Consider the following 17,247-nt stretch of genomic DNA (forward strand, 5'->3'; position numbering starts at 1 on the left):
GCGAAATCACGGCTGGCGGGCTTCATCGGGCACAGTGTCGAGCATCAGCCCTCCGGTGTCAGAGCCGCCCAGTACCACATAGGCACTGCTACAGAACAAAGAGTTCAACCGCTTCATGTCGGCGATCAGCTCCAAGTGTAGCGAACTGGTCTCGATACTTTGCACGACCTTGCGCTGCAGGCGGCTGACATGGGCGTGTGCGAGGCGCCGTTCCTGGGCACGGAACCGGCGTTTTTCCCGCAGCAGCAAGCGGGCGCTTTCCGGGTCGGCACTGAGGAACACCGACAGGCCCAGGCGCAGATTGGCCAGCAATTGCTCCTGCAGGCCGGTCAGCTCTTCCAGGCCTACCTGGGAAAATTCTCGACGCTGGCTGGTTTTCTGCTGCTGGACCTTGCGCAGCATGCGTTCGATCAGGTCACAGGCGAGTTTGAGGTTGATTGCCAGCTCGATGATCTCGGCCCAGCGGCGGTTGTCCTGTTCGCTGAGGTCTTCCCGTGACATCTGCGCCAGGTACAGCTTGATTGCGCTGTACAGGGCTTCGGCGTCTTCGCCCAGGGCGCGAACTTGCTGTGGCAAGGCGGTCTGGGTGCCACGCAGGGCTCCCAGCATCGCTTCGAGCAGGCTGTCGACGATATCCCCCAGACGCAGCGTTTCGCGGGCGGCGTTGGCCAGTGCCAGGCTGGGCGTTTCCAGGGCCGAGGCATCAAGGTGGCGCGGGCGCACCTGACCATTGCCGGTTTCCCGTTCAGGCAGCAGGACGTTGCACAGCCGACCCATCGGTTTGACCGTGGGCAGCATGATCAGGCAGCGCAGTGTGTTGTAGAGCAGGTGGAAGCCGATGACCAGCTCCTGAGGGCTGAAACTCAGCGAGTCCATCCATGCCACCAGCGGGTGCAGCACAGGGATGATCAGCACCAGGCCGATTAGCTTGTACAGCAGGCTGCCCAAGGCCACCCGACGCCCGGCGGCGTTCTGCATGCTGGTACTGATGAAGGCCAGCAGCCCGCTGCCGATGTTGGCGCCGACCACCAGCCCGATGGCTACCGGCAAGCTGATCAGTTCGGCGCCGGCCAGTGTCGCTGTGAGCAGAACGGCGGCCAGGCTGGAATAGGAAATCATGGCGAACATTGCCCCGACCAGCGCGTCGAGCATGATGTCGCCGGTCAGGGAGGCAAACAGCACTTTAACGCCCTGGGCATGGGTGATCGGCGCAGCTGCCTGCACGATAAGCTCAAGTGCCAGAATGATCAGGCCAAGCCCGATGCCGACTCGGCCCAGTTGGCCGGCCCGTGTCTGTTTGCGCGAAAGGAAGAAGATCACGCCAAGGAAGATCAGCAGCGGCGACAGCCAGGACAGGTCGAAAGTCAGAACCCGGGCCATCAGTGCGGTACCCACGTCGGCACCCAGCATGATCGCCAAGGCCGGCGTCATGGCCATCAGGCCTTGGCCGACGAAAGAGGTGACCAGCATGGCCGTGGCGTTACTGCTTTGAACCATGGCCGTGACCAGAATACCGGCGATGAATGCCAGCGGGCGCTTGTCCATGTTCTGGCTGATGATGCGTCGCAGGTTCGAGCCGAATACCCGAAGGATGCCGGTACGCACAATGTGGGTACCCCAGACCAGAAGCGTCACGGCCGAGAGCAGGTTGAGCAGGGTCAGCATGGCGAAGGCCCCCTGTTGCATAGGCCCATCGGGCCAAGAAAAGAAAAACGTGAGCGTTTGAAGAATTTTCGGTGCTCACTCAAAGCTTTAGCTGTTTTGCCCAGCTGTCGCCAGCTTCGCATGGCAGTCATCAATTTGAAACAGATCTTGAAGCGAATGATTGCCTGTGGGGCCTGCTTCGCGGGCAAGCCGCCACAGTGACAACACGCAGGAAAAACGCACAGAAAAAAAGGCATGAAAAAGGGCCCAGCGAAGGGCCCTTGTTGTGCTGCACTTCCTTGGCCTTATTGACCCGGAATGTCCTTGCGCAGTTTCACCGGCTCATGATCTTTGCCTTCCTTGCGGGCCATGGCGGTGCGCATGCGGATGTTGATGGCTTCCACACCCAGCGAGAAGGCCATGGCGAAGTAGACATAGCCTTTCGGCACATGCACATCGAACGCTTCAGCGATCAGTACAGTACCGACCACGATCAGGAACGACAGCGCGAGCATCTTCAGCGACGGGTGCTTGTCGATGAAATTGCTGATGGCGCCGGCGCACAGCATCATCACCAGCACCGCCACGACGATAGCGGCGATCATCACCGGTACGTGGGAAACCATGCCCACAGCGGTGATCACCGAGTCCAGCGAGAACACGATGTCGATAATGGCGATCTGGATGATGGTGTAGAAGAACTTGCCACCTGCGCCTTTGGGCTCCTCTGCGTTCTCGTCCTCGCCTTCCAGGCCGTGGTAGATCTCTTGCGAGCTCTTCCATAGCAGGAACAGGCCACCGAAGAACAGGATCAGGTCACGGCCGGAGATGCCTTGGCCAAGCACCACGAACAGGTCGGCGGTAAGGCGCATCACCCAGGTAATCGACAGCAGCAGCATGATACGGGTGACCATGGCCAGGGCCAGGCCGAAGATCCGGGTGCGTGGCTGCATGTGCTTGGGCATGCGGCTGACCAGAATCGAGATCATGATGATGTTGTCGATACCGAGGACGATCTCAAGCGCGGTAAGGGTGAAAAAGGCAACCCAGATTTCCGGGCTGGTCAGCCATTCCATGTATTTTCCTTCGAGCGGTAATGGCAACGCGCCCCGGTCAGGGCGCGTCGCGTACGTGATACGGATGTATTAAAGACTACTGAACAGCGGGAAAATCCCCATCAGCAGTGCGCCGAGCATTATGCACAGGCATACCAGCACTGCCCACTTGAGCGTGAAACGCTGATGATCGCCGAACTCGATACCGGCCAGGGCCACCAGCAGGTAAGTGGAGGGTACCAGCGGGCTGAGCAGGTGTACCGGCTGCCCGACGATCGACGCACGGGCCATTTCCACCGGGGTGATGCCATAGTGGCTAGCGGCCTCGGCCAGCACCGGCAGCACGCCGTAGTAGAACGCGTCGTTGGACATGAAGAAGGTGAACGGCATGCTCACGATCGCGGTGATTACGGCCAGGTATGGGCCCAGCGCCTCGGGGATGACCGCCAGCAGGCTCTTGGACATGGCGTCGACCATGCCGGTGCCGGACAGGATGCCGGTGAAGATGCCGGCGGCGAAGATCAGCCCGGTCACGGCCAGTACGCTGCCAGCGTGGGCGGCGATGCGGTCCTTCTGCTGTTGCAGGCACGGGTAGTTGACGATCATGGCGATACTGAAGGCAATCATGAACAGCACGGGCAGCGGTAGCACGCCGGCGATCAGCGCGACCATCAGGGCGGCGGTCAGGGCACCGTTGAAGTACAGCAGCTTGGGCCGGCGTGCGTCCGGGTACTGCGAGACGGTGATTTCGCTGTGGTCGATGTCGTCGGTAGGCAGGTGCAGTTCGCCCAGACGGGCACGTTCACGCTTGCCGTACATGTAGGCAATGGCCAGGATCGCCAGCACACCGAACAGCATGGCCGGGATCATCGGCACGAAGATGTCTGACGGGTCTACGTGCAGGGCGCTGGCAGCACGGGCGGTCGGCCCACCCCACGGGGTCATGTTCATTACGCCGCCGGCGAGGATGATCAGGCCGGCCATGATCCGCGGGCTCATGCCCAGGCGGCTGTACATCGGCAGCATGGCGGCGCAGCAGATCATGTAGGTGGTGGCACCGTCACCGTCGAGCGAGACCACCAGGGCCAGTACAGCGGTGCCGACCGAGACTTTCAGCGGATCGCCCTTGACCAGCTTGAGGATCTTGCGAACGGCCGGGTCGAACAGGCCGGAATCGATCATCAGGGCGAAATAGAGGATGGCGAACATCAGCATCACGCCGGTAGGTGCGAGCTTGCTGATGCCCTCTAGCATCATGGGGCCGATCTTGGCGGAAAAACCACCGAACAGGGCGAACAGGATCGGTACCAGAATCAGCGCGATCAAGGCCGACAGGCGCTTGGTCATGATCAGGTACATGAACGTGATGACCATGGCAAAGCCGAGGAAGGTCAGCATGGCAATACTCCAGGCGTGGCGCGGCGAAAGGACAGACGATTCGGGCGTATCAGCGCGTAGGGCGCTGTGCGGGGAGCATGCGGAGGGGGACTACGAGAAGGCGGGCACAGGAATACATCAGAATCACCATTGTTGTTGTTGATTGGGCCGGGCGCGGTATTGACCGGGTGCCCTGGCTGACCGGTCTTGTGCCGGTAGTGGGCGCTATCCTAAAAGGGCAAGCTTTCAGCCAGCTTTCGCTGAAGCAAAGACGACGAGAGGTAGGTGATGCAGCATGTAACCGAAGGTGGCTGCCATTGTGGTGCCCTGCGTTATCGGCTGGAAGGTGACCTGACGGACATTGCCCACTGTCATTGCTCGATCTGCAGGCGGGTCAGCGGTGGACTGGTGATGACTTGGCTCACCCTGCCCCGTTCGGGGTTCCGGTGGCTAACGGGCGAGCCGAACTGTTATGTGGCGCCGGCCAGTTGCAGCCGCTACTTCTGTGGGCAGTGTGGGGCCCATGTGGCGCTGGTGACCACGCATAGCCCGCAGACGATCGATGTGACTGTGGCGACGTTGGATCACCCTGAGTGTGTGCGAGCCAACCGGCATATCTGGGTGGGCAGCCGGTTGCCCTGGCTGCACCTGGATGAGGATTTGCCCTCGGAAGATGAGGAGAGCCTGTAGGCGCGGGCTTGCCTGCGAAAGGGCCAGCCCGTCATACATCACAACTGCAGGCCACCAGCAGCCTTGTGCAACGCCCGCAAGTGCTCGCCGATCTGCTTCACGTTGGCCTCGACCGCTGCAATTTCCTTGGCTCGCGACGGCTCCAACAGCGCTCTCACCTCTTTGTCCAGGTTTGTGCTCAAGCGCAACAACTGTGCCTGCCGCTCTCTGCTCACCTGCTCCAGGTGCTTGCGCTCTTCTGGCTGCGGCAGCCCGTAGCCCTTGGCATCGAGCAGCTCTGCCGGGCGGCTGAGAAAACCGCTGTTGGCAAGCATTTGCTTGAGCGTGGCATCGGCTTTGTTGATGCTGCCATCTTTCAATGCTGCGGCATTCAGGTAACGCTGCTTGACCTCGTCCTGGGCCAGTAGAAGCTGGCGGCGCAGGCTGGCCTGCTCAAGCAGAAGCAGCGCCGCGCTGGTGCGCAGGTCAGCCTTGGCGAACCAGCTACGGCGCTGCTCGGCATCGAGGGCCAGCCAGTCTTCAACGAGGGCTTGCTTGATTGGTAACTGTTTTCTCAGCACTTCGAACATGGCCTGGTACCGGTCGCGGTAAGAATCGAAGCGGTAGCCCAGGCGTAACGCTTCGCGCGGGTTATCAAGCACGCTGGTGTCTGCCAGCCCCCTGCCCTTGAGCACAGCCAGCAAACCGTTGGGCATGATGCTGTCCAGGTCGTTGAGGCGCGGATTGGCGGTGCCACTGCGCAGCAGCTTCAACGACTCTACTGCACAGTTGTTGGACAGGAACCAGTAGTTGCCGTCATAGCTCCAGTGCATCTCGGCGGCCTGGCGCACAAGGTTCTCGATTTCTTCGCGGTTGAGCTTCAAGGGCACCGAGGCCAGGCTGCGCAGCTCGGTCTTGGTGTATTCGTCGATCACCTGGCCCAGCGGAAGCACGAATAGCCTCGATGGGTAGTTGCCGACCAGGCCGTCCCAGCTGGACAGTTGCACGTCGTTGACGAAGGCGCGGTACGACAGCACCAGGCTTTGATCGAGGTCCAGGCGGCAGTCTGGCCCACGTGGGCGGCCCGGCTTGCAGATCACCAGGCGGAGCATGCTGTGCCCCCAGCGGCTGACCAGGTTCTGATTGGCTTCAGCCAGCAGATAGTCCACTTCGTAGACCCTTTCCGGGTCGATTTCACCTAGCGGCTGGCGGGCGAAGTCGCTGCCGGCATTGATGAATGGCAAGCCCTTGGCGCAGGTGTCCTGTTGGGGTGCCCAGCCGAAGTGTTCGCGAAGGTACTGATACAGCGCCGGGCGACGGCAGCTGTAGCTCGGGTCGAGGAGGAAATACTCCATGTTGACCGCAATGTATTCCTTGGGGCTGCTCAACTCATAGCTGTCGGGGCTGCGCACGAATTGGCCATTGTGCTGCTCGCGCTCGCCGCGTCGGCCCACGTACTGCTGCCACCCGGCCAGGTCGAGCAGGCGTGGGTCGTCGCTCAGGGTGAAGCGACGGTCGGCCTGCCCGCGGCATTCTTCCGGCAGGCCGACCTTGCCCAGCGTGCTTTGCTGGCGCTTGCAGCGTGCAATCAGCGAATTTTCGACGCTGGGCCACAAGCGGGCACGGTCGTAGAGATGGGTGAGCTCGTGCAGCACGGTGGCCAGCAACTCTTCACGCACCGTGCCATGTGGGCGGTCGGTGCGCTCAGTGGCGGCGCTGCCATCGGTGAGGCTGGGCAGCAAGCGGCGGTTGAGCTCGAGGGTGGATATCAGTGAAGCCTGCCCGTAGGCGTCAGCAGGCATGTTGTTGCTCCAGCTGACCCGCACGCGACGGTCCAGCTGTTGCTTGAAGCGCGGTGGCAGCTTGCCCATGGCCTCGTCGAGCAGGTCTTGGGAGGCTTGAGTTTGTTGTGGGTCGAGGCCGGACGCCTGCAGCTCAAGCTGCAGGTCGGCCAAGGCGGGCGTGCCGAGCAGCGTCAGGGCGCAGCCGAGCAGCCAGGCGCGCACGCGCGTCACAGTGCGAGTATGGCTTCAGCCAACACCTGGTCGCTGGCGCCGCGCGCTTCCGGTACGCGCTCGCGCAGGGTATTGAAGGCTGCCTCGAGTTGGACGCCGCGGATGTCACCGTTGCTGGCGACGAAGCTAGCAGCATCATCGTGTGCTTCGCGCACCACTTTGGAGTCGCGGATCGATGTGGTGGTGTCTGAGGTGAAGTCGATCGAACGGCCAAAGGCACGCACGATGATGTTGCTGGTGGCCACCAGGGTCTGTGCCTGGGCCAGGTCGGCCAGCAGCAGCATGCCGAGGGAAGCGGCAATCAGCGGTTTACGCATGGAGCATCTCCGAAAAATACAGGGAGTCAGATGTAGTTATTGGACGAGAATTGCCTGCGCCAGTTCCAGATCGCCGACGGCGTGCCGTGCGCAATTGTGGCGTAATGATTCCAGGGCGGCTTCCAGGCGCGCACCACGGATCAGTCCGTCGCTGGCAACGAATGCGGCGGCATCGTCGCGGGCCTGTATGACCAGTTTGCGATCGAATGGTGCGGTTGTGACCTGGCTGGTGACGTAGCCAGTGATGACCAGGCTTTGCGTGGTGGTATCCATGGCATGGGCGCTGGCCATGCCTGCGGCGGCGAACAGCAACGGCAACAGATAACGCATGAGCTTTCTTGAAGACTGGAAAAATGAACGGTGAAGCCTACCTCAGGTGCGAGGGCCGAAGCCAACGCACCTGTTATGCGCGGCGTGTATCAGAGTGCCAGGATGGCCTGGGCAAGCTGTGTATCGCTGGCTTGCAGGGCAGGCATGCTCGAACGGATGTGTACAAAGGCGCTTTCCAGTCGGGCGCCGCGGATAGCGCCCTGAGTGCCGACGAAGCTGGCTGCGTCATCGCGGGCTGCCTGGACGATCTTGTCGTCGCGGAACGAAGAACTCACGTCGGATGTGGCGTCGGTGGAGGCAGCAACGGCGCCCACTACCGCGTCGGTGGTGACAACGAAACTGGTGGCATTGGCAGTGCCAGCCAGGCCAAGCAGCAGGGCGGCGCCAAGCAGGTGTTTACGGGACATGATTGTGGACTCCTGGGGTAGGGTCAGGTTGGTTCTGCTTTATCGGACGTTTGCAGGGATCGTCACGGTACGTTTCAACAACGGGTTCCAGCAGACGGTTATGCCAAGCGTATCACGCAGTGTTGGGTAGAGATGATAACGAGTGCTGCGCCAGGCAACTGTTAAGGTGTTTTGTTGTGTTTGTGAAACTGTACTGGTCGTGACCAAAGTGCTCTACAGTGCATTTCGCGGGCAATAAAAAACCCGCTGCAGTCACCTGCAACGGGTTTGGGAATTCACGGTGCCGGCCGAAGCCGGCAAGCCGGGAGCTTAGCGCCAGAAAGGCTTGCTCAGCTCTTCGTAACGCTGCGACTCGCTGATACCGGCGTCTGCCAGCAGGCGGGAGTCCAGGCGAGCCAGTTGACGACGGCTGGTCATACGGCGCTGCCACAGCAGCAAGGTCGACAATGCGCGCAGAGGCAGCGAGGCGTTGGATTGCTGGGCGTTGCTTTCAAAAACCAGACCGGAACTGAGGGTACGTTCCATGATGCTTCATCCTTCCGCTTATGGCGGCATTAGGTAGTGATTTAACTGATGCCAATGATCCTCCTCTGTCGTCCATAACAGTAGATACAGTTCAGTTGAAAGACGATGGCTCAGTTAACTGTGTAACCCTACTGTTGCACTCGAAATAGGCGTAACTGTACTGGTCTGCACTTATTTGGTGCGTTTCTATTTGAGGAAGAGGGTTTATCACCCGGAGAGGCTTGAAAACACCAGTACAGTAGCACAGATTATTCTGATGAAAGCGGAGAGGTGTATTGATAGAAGGGTTTGACTGTTAGTCCTATTCGCGGGCAAGCCCGCGAATAGGACAGAACAGCGGAAGCAGGGCCGCCGTTCCATGCCATATCTGGATCAGCTAGCTAGCATGCGCCCGGTTTCTTCCAGGTTTTCGTGCCAGCTCAGGGCTTCACGCAGGATATGCGGGGTATGGCCGCCACGCTGGCAGGCGCGGTCGAAGTAGTCGTTCAGCGCAGCGCGGTAGTCTGGGTGCACGCAATTGTCGATGATCGCTCGCGCCCGTTCGCGCGGCGCTAGGCCACGCAGGTCCGCCAAGCCTTGCTCGGTGACCAGGATGTCTACGTCGTGCTCGGTGTGGTCCACATGGCTGACCATTGGCACCACGCTGGAAATCGCCCCGCCTTTGGCAATCGACTTGGTGACGAACACAGCCAGGTGGGCGTTACGGGCGAAGTCGCCGGAGCCACCGATGCCGTTCATCATCCTCGTGCCGCAGACGTGGGTGGAGTTGACGTTGCCGTAGATATCGAACTCCAGTGCAGTGTTGATACCGATGATGCCCAGGCGACGTACCACTTCCGGGTGGTTGGAGATTTCTTGCGGGCGTAGCACCAGCTTGTCCTTGTAGCGCTCCAGGTTGCCGAACACATCGGCATTGCGGCGCGTCGACAGGGTGATCGAACTGCCCGAGGCGAAGCTCAGCTTGCCGGCGTCGATCAGGTCGAAGGTGGAGTCCTGCAGCACTTCGGAGTACATGGTCAGGTCTTCGAACGGCGACTCGATCAGGCCGCACATCACCGCATTGGCAATGCTGCCAATGCCGGCTTGCAGCGGGCCGAGCTTGTTGGTCATGCGGCCTGCTTCCACTTCCTTCTTGAGGAAGTTGATCAGGTGGTCGGCGATGCCCTGTGTTTCATCATCTGGCGGCAGCACAGTGGACGGCGAGTCTGGCTGGTCGCTGATGACGATACCGACGATCTTGGCCGGGTCGATAGGGATCGCGGTGCTGCCGATACGGTCGTCGACCTTGACCAGCGGGATTGGCGTGCGAGTCGGGCGGTAGGTGGGGATATAGATGTCGTGCAGGCCTTCGAGGTTGGTGTTGTGCGAGAGGTTGATCTCCACAATCACCTGCTTGGCGAAGATCGCGAAGCTGGCCGAGTTGCCCACTGAAGTGGTTGGTACGATGTGGCCTTGCTCGGTGATGGCCACGGCTTCGATGACCGCGATGTCCGGCAGCTTCAGCTGCTGGTTGCGCAGTTGTTCGACGGTTTCCGACAGGTGCTGGTCAATGAACATCACCTGCCCGTCATTGATAGCTTTGCGCAGGGTGCTGTCGACCTGGAATGGCATGCGGCGGGCCAACACACCGGCCTCGGTCAGTTGTTTGTCCAGGTCATTGCCCAGGCTGGCGCCGGTCATCAGGCTGATTTTCAGTGGCGATTGCTTGGCACGTTCGGCCAGTGCATGCGGTACGGCCTTGGCTTCGCCGGCGCGGGTGAAGCCGCTCATGCCGACAGTCATGCCGTCCTCGATCAGACCAGCGGCATCAGCCGCACTCATTACCTTGCTGTGCAGGGAGGACAAGCGGATACGATCACGGTACATGGATTGTTATCTCGGGCTACTGAAACTACTGCAGCGCAGTCTAGAGATTTCGCCCATTGCCGTCCCACGACCATGGTCGTATGAGAAGCCTTGTATTTGAGCCGTTGATCCGGATCAATAAAAGAAAAGCCCCGGCAGATCTGACCGGGGCTTCCTTTATATCAGCTGGTTTGCAGCGGCTGTTTTCACTCCACTGCCTTGACCATGTCCTCGATGACCTTCTTGGCGTCACCGAACACCATCATGGTCTTGTCCAGATAGAACAGTTCGTTGTCCAGGCCGGCATAGCCGCTGGCCATGGAGCGTTTGTTGACGATGATGGTCTTGGCCTTGAATGCTTCGAGGATCGGCATGCCGGCGATTGGAGATTTGGGATCGTTCTTCGCCGCCGGGTTGACCACGTCGTTGGCGCCCAGTACCAGCACCACGTCGGCCTGGCCGAACTCGGCATTGATGTCTTCCATCTCGAAAACCTGATCGTACGGCACTTCAGCCTCGGCCAGCAGTACGTTCATGTGCCCGGGCATGCGGCCGGCCACCGGGTGAATCGCATACTTCACGGTCACGCCGTTGTGGGTCAGCTTCTCGGTCAGCTCTTTAAGCGCGTGTTGTGCGCGGGCCACCGCCAGGCCGTAGCCCGGCACGATGATCACGCTGTCGGCGTTGCTGAGCAGGAAGGTGGCATCGTCAGCCGAACCGGACTTCACCGGCCGCTGTTCTTGCGAACCTTGCGCCGCGCCAGTGTCGGTATCGCCGCCGAAGCCGCCAAGGATGACGTTGAAGAACGAACGGTTCATCGCCTTGCACATGATGTACGAGAGGATGGCACCGGACGAACCTACCAGGGACCCGGCGATGATCAGCATCGAGTTGTTCAGCGAGAAGCCGATGCCGGCCGCTGCCCACCCCGAGTAGCTGTTGAGCATCGACACCACCACTGGCATGTCGGCGCCGCCGATCGGAATAATGATCAGTACACCCATGATGAAGGCCAGGACCAGCATCAGAGTGAAGGCACTGTAGTGGCCAGTGAAAGTGAACAGCAGGCCCAGGACGATAGTGGTCAGGCCAAGGATCAGGTTCAGTTTGTGCTGGCCAGCGAACTGTACCGGTGCGCCTTGGAACAGGCGGAACTTGTACTTGCCCGACAGCTTGCCAAAGGCGATCACCGAACCGGAGAAGGTGATGGCACCGATGGCGGCACCGAGGAACAGCTCCAGGCGGTTGCCGGTGGGGATCGGGTCGCTGATGGCAGCTACGATGCCCATCGACTGTGGCTCCAGCACGGCGGCGATGGCAATGAACACCGCCGCCAGGCCGATCATGCTGTGCATGAATGCGACCAGTTCGGGCATCTTGGTCATTTCGACGCGCTTGGCCATGATCGAACCGGCGGTGCCGCCGACCAGCAGGCCGACGATGACATAGCCGATACCGGCAGTGGCAAGTTCAGCCCCAAGCTTATAAATGAGGCCAACCGTAGTGAGGATGGCGAGCCCCATGCCGATCATGCCGAACAGATTGCCGCGCCGCGAGGTAGTTGGGTGCGACAGGCCCTTGAGCGCCTGGATGAAGCACACCGAGGCGACGAGGTAGAGGAGCGTTACCAGATTCATGCTCATGCTTACTTCTTCGCCTCGTTCTTGGTTTTCTTCTTGAACATTTCAAGCATGCGGCGGGTGACCAGGAAGCCACCGAACACGTTGACTGCGGCAAGGGCCACGGCCAGGGTGCCCATCAGCTTGCCGGCCGGGGTCACGGTCAGGGCCGCGGCCAGCATGGCGCCGACGATAACGATTGCCGAGATGGCATTGGTGACCGCCATCAGTGGGGTGTGCAGCGCCGGGGTGACGTTCCACACCACGTGGTAGCCCACATAGATGGCCAGCACGAAAATGATCAGGTTATAGATGCCGTGGGAAATCAGCATGTCTTCCATTGTCGTGCTCCTTAGCCGTTTTTGCGGACGACCTGACCATCACGGCACATCAGGCAGGCCGCGACGATGTCGTCTTCGAGGTTGATGATCAGCGCGCCATCCTTGTCGAACAGCAGCTTCATGAAGTCCAGCAGGTTGCGTGCATACAGTGCCGAGGCATCGGCACTCACCTGAGCCGGCAGGTTGGTCGGGCCGACGATGGTCACGCCGTTCTCCTGCACCACTTGGTCTGCGACGGTCAGTGGGCAGTTGCCGCCTTGGGCTGCAGCCAGGTCGATGACCACCGAGCCAGGCTTCATCTGCGCCACGGTTTCGGCGCTTAGCAGAGTCGGCGCCTTGCGCCCCGGGATCAGCGCGGTGGTGATGACGATATCGGCCTGCTTGGCGCGCTCGTGCACGGCTTGCGCCTGGCGCTGCATCCAACTGGCCGGCATTGGCCGGGCATAGCCGCCAACACCTTCGGCGCACTCTCGCTCCTCGTCGGTCTCGTATGGCACGTCGATGAATTTTGCACCCAGTGATTCGATCTGCTCTTTCACGGCCGGGCGAACGTCGGATGCTTCGATCACCGCACCCAGGCGCTTGGCTGTGGCGATAGCCTGCAAGCCGGCAACGCCGGCGCCCAGTACCAGCACGCGTGCGGCCTTAACGGTACCGGCAGCGGTCATCAGCATTGGCATGAAGCGTGGGTAGTGATGGGCTGCCAGCAACACGGCCTTGTAGCCGGCGATGTTGGCCTGCGACGACAGCACGTCCAGGCTCTGCGCCCGCGAGGTTCGCGGCGCGGCTTCCAGGGCGAAGGCGGTAATACCGCGTTCGGCCATCTTGCCGATCAGTTCACCGTTGAAGGGGTTGAGCATCCCCACCAGAAGGCTACCGCTGTTGATCAGGGCCAGTTCCTGGTCGTTGGGGGCGACCACTTTGAGCACCAATTGGGCGCCGTAGGCATCGGCGGCGCTCCCAAGGGAAGCACCCACGGCTTCATAGGCACTGTCCGGAATGGCGGCTTTGAGCCCTGCCCCCCGTTGAACGGTGACCTGATGGCCCTGGCCAATCAGTTTCTTGATGGTTTCGGGGGTCGCAGCGACCCTTGTCTCACCGGTCTGCGTCTCGAGAGGAACACCAATGTGCACGACTATTTCTCCTGCGGTGACCTTTTGTCTTTGTAGAAGCCAGCACACTTCGGATGGTGTGCTGGGGCGGCTGTGGAGCGCCAACCCGCCGGATCCCGGGCGGGGCGAAGCATTTTGCAGACGAACCCGAAGGCCTTCAACCGGTTCTGGAGCGAAACGAAGTCAAAACTACAAGTCACCCTGTGACCGCTTGTCGCATCCGTAGGGTTGCAGCCCGTCAAACATGGGCCATTGGGAGACTAGGAGAAAAAATCAAAAAAAATGCGGCCAATTCGCTTACGACTAGTTGGATGTCGCAAAATAACCCGCAAAGCCGCGTACTGAGCAGGGTCAAAGCGTATTTTTGTGCTTGCGTTACAGTTTGCGAATATGCGACATATACATACATCTGTAGGTGTTTAAAATAATTGACTACAGGGTCAATTTATCGCGCTTGTCTCTGAACTGTTCAGGTAGTCCTGAGCCTGGTTTACCAGCCAGTCGCGAAAGGCGCGTAGCGAAGCCGACTCCACCTTGCGCTCTGGAATCATCAGATAGTAGGCCTTGTCGCTACTCAGGGCATGCCTGTTAGCGACCACCAGCCTTCCCTCCTCCAACTCCTGCTGGATCAGGAACGGTGGTATCAGGGCAATGCCCATATCGTGCATGGCTGCCTGGGCGAGCATCGAGAATAGTTCATAGCGCGGGCCTGTCATGTCCCCTTCTACATTCATGCCCACACTGCCGAACCATTGCCGCCAGGCATACGGGCGTGTGCTCTGCTGCAGCAGTGGTAGCTGCGCGATGTGGCGTGCCTCGAGCATGCCTTGCCCATTCAGCAGTGCCGGGCTACACACCGGTACCGGGTTTTCACCCATCAATTGGTGCGACTGTGTGCCTGACCAGTCTGCATCACCGAAATAGATGGCGGCATCGAAGGCAGTGTCGGCAAACAGGAATGGCCGGGTGCGGTTGGTGAGGTTGACTGTGACCTCCGGATGGCGCTGCTGAAAGTCCTTGAGCCGTGGTAGCAGCCATTGAGTGCCAAAAGTCGGCACTACCGCCAGCTCGATCACATTGGCACCTTGCTGGCGCATCACCGACAAGGTATCGCGCTCCACGGCATCCAGTTGGGCCGCCACCTGACGACTGTAGGACAGGCCGGCTTCGGTCAGCGTCACGCCGCGGCGCGAGCGACGGAAAAGCTCCACATTAAGGAAGGCTTCCAGGCCACCGATCTGCCGACAGACCGCACCTTGGGTCAGCGCGAGTTCCTGGGCGGCCTTGGTAAAGCTCTGGTTACGGGCTGCCGCCTCGAAGCAAATCAGGGCGGCGGTACTGGGGATCTTACGGCGCATGTACGTCAACCTCACTCGTAAGGCTGTCAATAAGGCATTTTGCCGATTTACGGAGTGACAAAATATCACTAATTGGTGCGCAATCCTCGTTTGTCCCGGCGGCCGATCAGGCCTAGGCTCAAAGGCACAAGAAACTGCCCTATTTCGAGGATTCGCTCATGGCCGGTAAAGCAAGCTTCAACTGGATCGACCCATTGCTGCTGGATCAGCAGCTCACTGAAGAAGAGCGCATGGTGCGTGACAGCGCTTATCAGTTCGCCCAGGACAAGCTGGCCCCGCGCGTGCTTGAGGCCTTCCGCCATGAGCAGACCGATCCGGCGATCTTCCGCGAGATGGGTGAAGTCGGCCTGTTGGGTGCAACCATTTCCGAGCAATACGGTGGCAGCGGCCTGAATTATGTGTGCTACGGCCTTATCGCTCGCGAAGTGGAACGTATCGACTCGGGTTACCGCTCGATGATGAGTGTGCAGTCGTCGCTGGTGATGGTGCCGATCAACGAATTTGGCACCGAAGCTCAAAAGCAGAAGTACCTGCCCAAGTTGGCCAGCGGCGAGTGGATCGGTTGCTTCGGCCTGACCGAGCCTAACCATGGCTCCGATCCTGGCTCGATGATTACGCGCGCGCGGAAGGTCGACGGTGGCTACCGGCTGAGCGGCAGTAAAATGTGGATCACCAACAGTCCCATCGCCGATGTGTTCGTGGTGTGGGCCAAGGATGATGCGGGCGATATTCGTGGCTTCGTACTGGAAAAAGGCTGGCAAGGCCTCAGTGCCCCGGCAATCCATGGCAAGGTTGGCCTGCGCGCGTCGATCACGGGTGAAATCGTCATGGACAATGTGTTCGTGCCAGAAGAGAACATCTTCCCGGACGTGCGTGGCCTCAAGGGCCCGTTCACCTGCTTGAACTCGGCTCGCTATGGTATTTCGTGGGGTGCGCTGGGTGCCGCTGAAGCCTGCTGGCACACCGCTCGCCAGTACACCCTGGACCGTCAGCAGTTTGGTCGTCCACTGGCCGCCAACCAGTTGATACAGAAGAAGCTTGCCGACATGCAGACAGAAATCACCCTGGCGCTGCAGGGCTGCCTGCGTCTGGGGCGCATGAAGGATGAAGGTACGGCTGCGGTGGAAATCACCTCCATCATGAAGCGTAATTCCTGCGGCAAGGCGCTGGATATCGCCCGTATGGCGCGTGACATGCTGGGCGGCAACGGCATCTCTGACGAGTTTGGTGTGGCTCGCCACCTGGTTAACCTGGAGGTGGTCAACACCTACGAAGGTACCCACGACGTGCATGCACTTATCCTGGGGCGTGCGCAGACTGGTATCCAGGCGTTCTATTAATAAGGAGCAAGCCATGGGCGCGCTATCACATCTGCGGGTGCTAGACCTTTCGCGCGTGTTGGCCGGCCCGTGGTCTGGTCAGATTCTGGCTGACCTTGGCGCCGACGTGATCAAGGTCGAGCGCCCAGGCAATGGCGACGATACCCGCTCATGGGGGCCGCCTTTCCTCAAGGATGCTGAAGGTGAGGACACCAGTGAGGCGGCCTATTACCTGTCGGCCAACCGCAACAAGCGCTCAGTGACCATCGATTTCACCCAGCCGGACGGGCAGCGGTTGGTGCGTGAACTGGTGGCGAAGTGCGATATCGTCATAGAGAACTTCAAGGTAGGTGGGCTGGCTGCCTATGGCCTGGACTACCAGAGCCTGAAGGCGATAAACCCAAAGCTTATCTATTGCTCCATTACCGGCTTCGGTCAGACCGGGCCCTATGCCAAGCGCGCTGGCTATGACTTCATGATCCAGGGGTTGGGTGGGCTGATGAGCCTGACTGGTCGACCGGAGGGCGAAGAGGGCGCAGGGCCGGTCAAGGTGGGGGTGGCGCTTACCGATATTCTGACCGGGTTGTATTCCACGGTCGCCATGCTGGCTGCCCTCGCCCATCGGGATCAGACCGGGGTCGGCCAGCATGTCGACATGGCATTGCTCGATGTGCAGGTGGCCTGCCTGGCGAACCAGGCAATGAACTACCTGACCACGGGCAGCCCTCCTCGTCGGTTGGGTAATGCGCATCCTAATATAGTCCCTTACCAGGACTTTCCGACGGCGGATGGCGATTTCATTCTTACCGTGGGTAATGACAGCCAGTTCCGCAAGTTCGCCGAAGTGGCCGGACAGCCGCAATGGGCGCAAGACCCTCGGTTCGTTACCAATAAGCTGCGAGTGGCAAACCGGGCCCAACTGATTCCATTGATTCGCCAGGCTACGGTGTTCAAGACCACGGCTGAGTGGGTGGCCCAGTTGGAGGCTGCAGGAGTGCCATGTGGGCCTATCAATAACCTGGCGCAGATGTTCCAGGACCCCCAGGTGCTGGCGCGCGGGTTGGCGTTGAATATTCCACATCCATTGGCGGGTAGTGTGCCGCAGGTTGCGAGCCCGATACGGTTGTCGGAAACGCCAGTGGAGTATCGCCGGGCGCCACCCTTGTTGGGCGAGCATACCGAAGCGGTGCTGGGGGAGTTGTTGGGGCTTGATGCTGGCGAGGTGCAGCGCCTTCGTGGTGCTGGTGTGCTCTAGATGAAAAGCGGGGAGGCCGTCAGGCCTCCCCGCTTTGTTTTTCTGCGCCATCAAAGGTT

General features: G+C 60.3%; 16 protein-coding genes. 3 read left to right on the forward strand and 13 right to left on the reverse strand.

The window, feature by feature from the left end; genetic code table 11:
- Positions 1–6: 6 nt before the first annotated feature.
- The 3 genes from LVS58_RS18990 to LVS58_RS19000 all read right to left on the reverse strand — a co-directional run bounded on the left by LVS58_RS18990 (position 7) and on the right by LVS58_RS19000 (position 4,097).
- Positions 7–1,665, reverse strand: a complete 1,659-nt coding sequence (locus LVS58_RS18990; protein WP_233692316.1) for a Na/Pi cotransporter family protein — start codon at positions 1,663–1,665, stop codon at positions 7–9.
- A 284-nt stretch (positions 1,666–1,949) separates the two neighbouring features.
- Positions 1,950–2,720, reverse strand: a complete 771-nt coding sequence (locus LVS58_RS18995; RefSeq protein WP_233692317.1) for a TerC family protein — start codon at positions 2,718–2,720, stop codon at positions 1,950–1,952.
- Between the two features lie 69 nt (positions 2,721–2,789).
- The gene (locus LVS58_RS19000) at positions 2,790–4,097 is read right to left on the reverse strand and encodes a CitMHS family transporter (RefSeq protein WP_143495463.1); all 1,308 of its coding nucleotides are present in this window, start codon (positions 4,095–4,097) and stop codon (positions 2,790–2,792) included.
- A 267-nt stretch (positions 4,098–4,364) separates the two neighbouring features.
- Between LVS58_RS19000 and LVS58_RS19005 the strand changes: the two genes are divergently transcribed.
- Positions 4,365–4,766 (forward strand): GFA family protein, encoded by a 402-nt coding sequence (locus LVS58_RS19005; RefSeq protein WP_233692318.1) that lies wholly within the window; start codon positions 4,365–4,367, stop codon positions 4,764–4,766.
- Positions 4,767–4,804: 38 nt separating this feature from the next.
- Here LVS58_RS19005 and LVS58_RS19010 read toward each other — a convergent pair whose 3' ends face one another.
- The 10 genes from LVS58_RS19010 to LVS58_RS19055 all read right to left on the reverse strand — a co-directional run bounded on the left by LVS58_RS19010 (position 4,805) and on the right by LVS58_RS19055 (position 14,614).
- The gene (locus tag LVS58_RS19010; protein ID WP_233692319.1) at positions 4,805–6,760 is read right to left on the reverse strand and encodes a DUF7844 domain-containing protein; all 1,956 of its coding nucleotides are present in this window, start codon (positions 6,758–6,760) and stop codon (positions 4,805–4,807) included.
- Positions 6,757–7,077: a DUF2388 domain-containing protein gene (locus tag LVS58_RS19015; protein ID WP_003252932.1), complete on the reverse strand. Its 321-nt coding sequence runs from the start codon at positions 7,075–7,077 to the stop codon at positions 6,757–6,759. The genes LVS58_RS19010 and LVS58_RS19015 overlap by 4 nt, the downstream gene beginning before the upstream one ends.
- A 36-nt stretch (positions 7,078–7,113) precedes the next feature.
- Positions 7,114–7,407, reverse strand: coding sequence for a DUF2388 domain-containing protein (locus tag LVS58_RS19020; RefSeq protein ID WP_233692320.1), 294 nt, complete (start codon positions 7,405–7,407; stop codon positions 7,114–7,116).
- A gap of 89 nt (positions 7,408–7,496) precedes the next feature.
- Positions 7,497–7,814, reverse strand: coding sequence for a DUF2388 domain-containing protein (locus LVS58_RS19025; protein WP_233692321.1), 318 nt, complete (start codon positions 7,812–7,814; stop codon positions 7,497–7,499).
- 309 nt (positions 7,815–8,123) lie between these two features.
- Complete coding sequence (locus LVS58_RS19030; protein WP_233692322.1) at positions 8,124–8,339, reverse strand: DUF1127 domain-containing protein; 216 nt, start codon at positions 8,337–8,339, stop codon at positions 8,124–8,126.
- A gap of 372 nt (positions 8,340–8,711) precedes the next feature.
- The gene (locus LVS58_RS19035) at positions 8,712–10,205 is read right to left on the reverse strand and encodes an acetyl-CoA hydrolase/transferase family protein (RefSeq protein ID WP_112251753.1); all 1,494 of its coding nucleotides are present in this window, start codon (positions 10,203–10,205) and stop codon (positions 8,712–8,714) included.
- 185 nt (positions 10,206–10,390) lie between these two features.
- Positions 10,391–11,827: an NAD(P)(+) transhydrogenase (Re/Si-specific) subunit beta gene (locus LVS58_RS19040; RefSeq protein ID WP_233692323.1), complete on the reverse strand. Its 1,437-nt coding sequence runs from the start codon at positions 11,825–11,827 to the stop codon at positions 10,391–10,393.
- Between the two features lie 2 nt (positions 11,828–11,829).
- Complete coding sequence (locus LVS58_RS19045) at positions 11,830–12,144, reverse strand: NAD(P) transhydrogenase subunit alpha (protein WP_003252914.1); 315 nt, start codon at positions 12,142–12,144, stop codon at positions 11,830–11,832.
- Positions 12,145–12,155: 11 nt separating this feature from the next.
- A complete protein-coding gene (locus LVS58_RS19050) occupies positions 12,156–13,277 on the reverse strand; it encodes a Re/Si-specific NAD(P)(+) transhydrogenase subunit alpha (protein WP_233692324.1) in 1,122 nt (373 codons plus the stop codon).
- A gap of 419 nt (positions 13,278–13,696) precedes the next feature.
- Entirely contained in the window at positions 13,697–14,614 is a 918-nt protein-coding gene (locus tag LVS58_RS19055; protein WP_233692325.1) for a LysR family transcriptional regulator, read from the reverse strand.
- A 158-nt stretch (positions 14,615–14,772) separates the two neighbouring features.
- Between LVS58_RS19055 and LVS58_RS19060 the strand changes: the two genes are divergently transcribed.
- A complete protein-coding gene (locus LVS58_RS19060) occupies positions 14,773–15,954 on the forward strand; it encodes an acyl-CoA dehydrogenase (protein ID WP_233692326.1) in 1,182 nt (393 codons plus the stop codon).
- Between the two features lie 13 nt (positions 15,955–15,967).
- Positions 15,968–17,188 (forward strand): CaiB/BaiF CoA transferase family protein, encoded by a 1,221-nt coding sequence (locus LVS58_RS19065; RefSeq protein ID WP_233692327.1) that lies wholly within the window; start codon positions 15,968–15,970, stop codon positions 17,186–17,188.
- Positions 17,189–17,247: the final 59 nt, after the last annotated feature.

This window comes from Pseudomonas sp. JR33AA (genome assembly GCF_021378985.1).
GTDB classification, from domain to species: domain Bacteria; phylum Pseudomonadota; class Gammaproteobacteria; order Pseudomonadales; family Pseudomonadaceae; genus Aquipseudomonas; species Aquipseudomonas alloputida.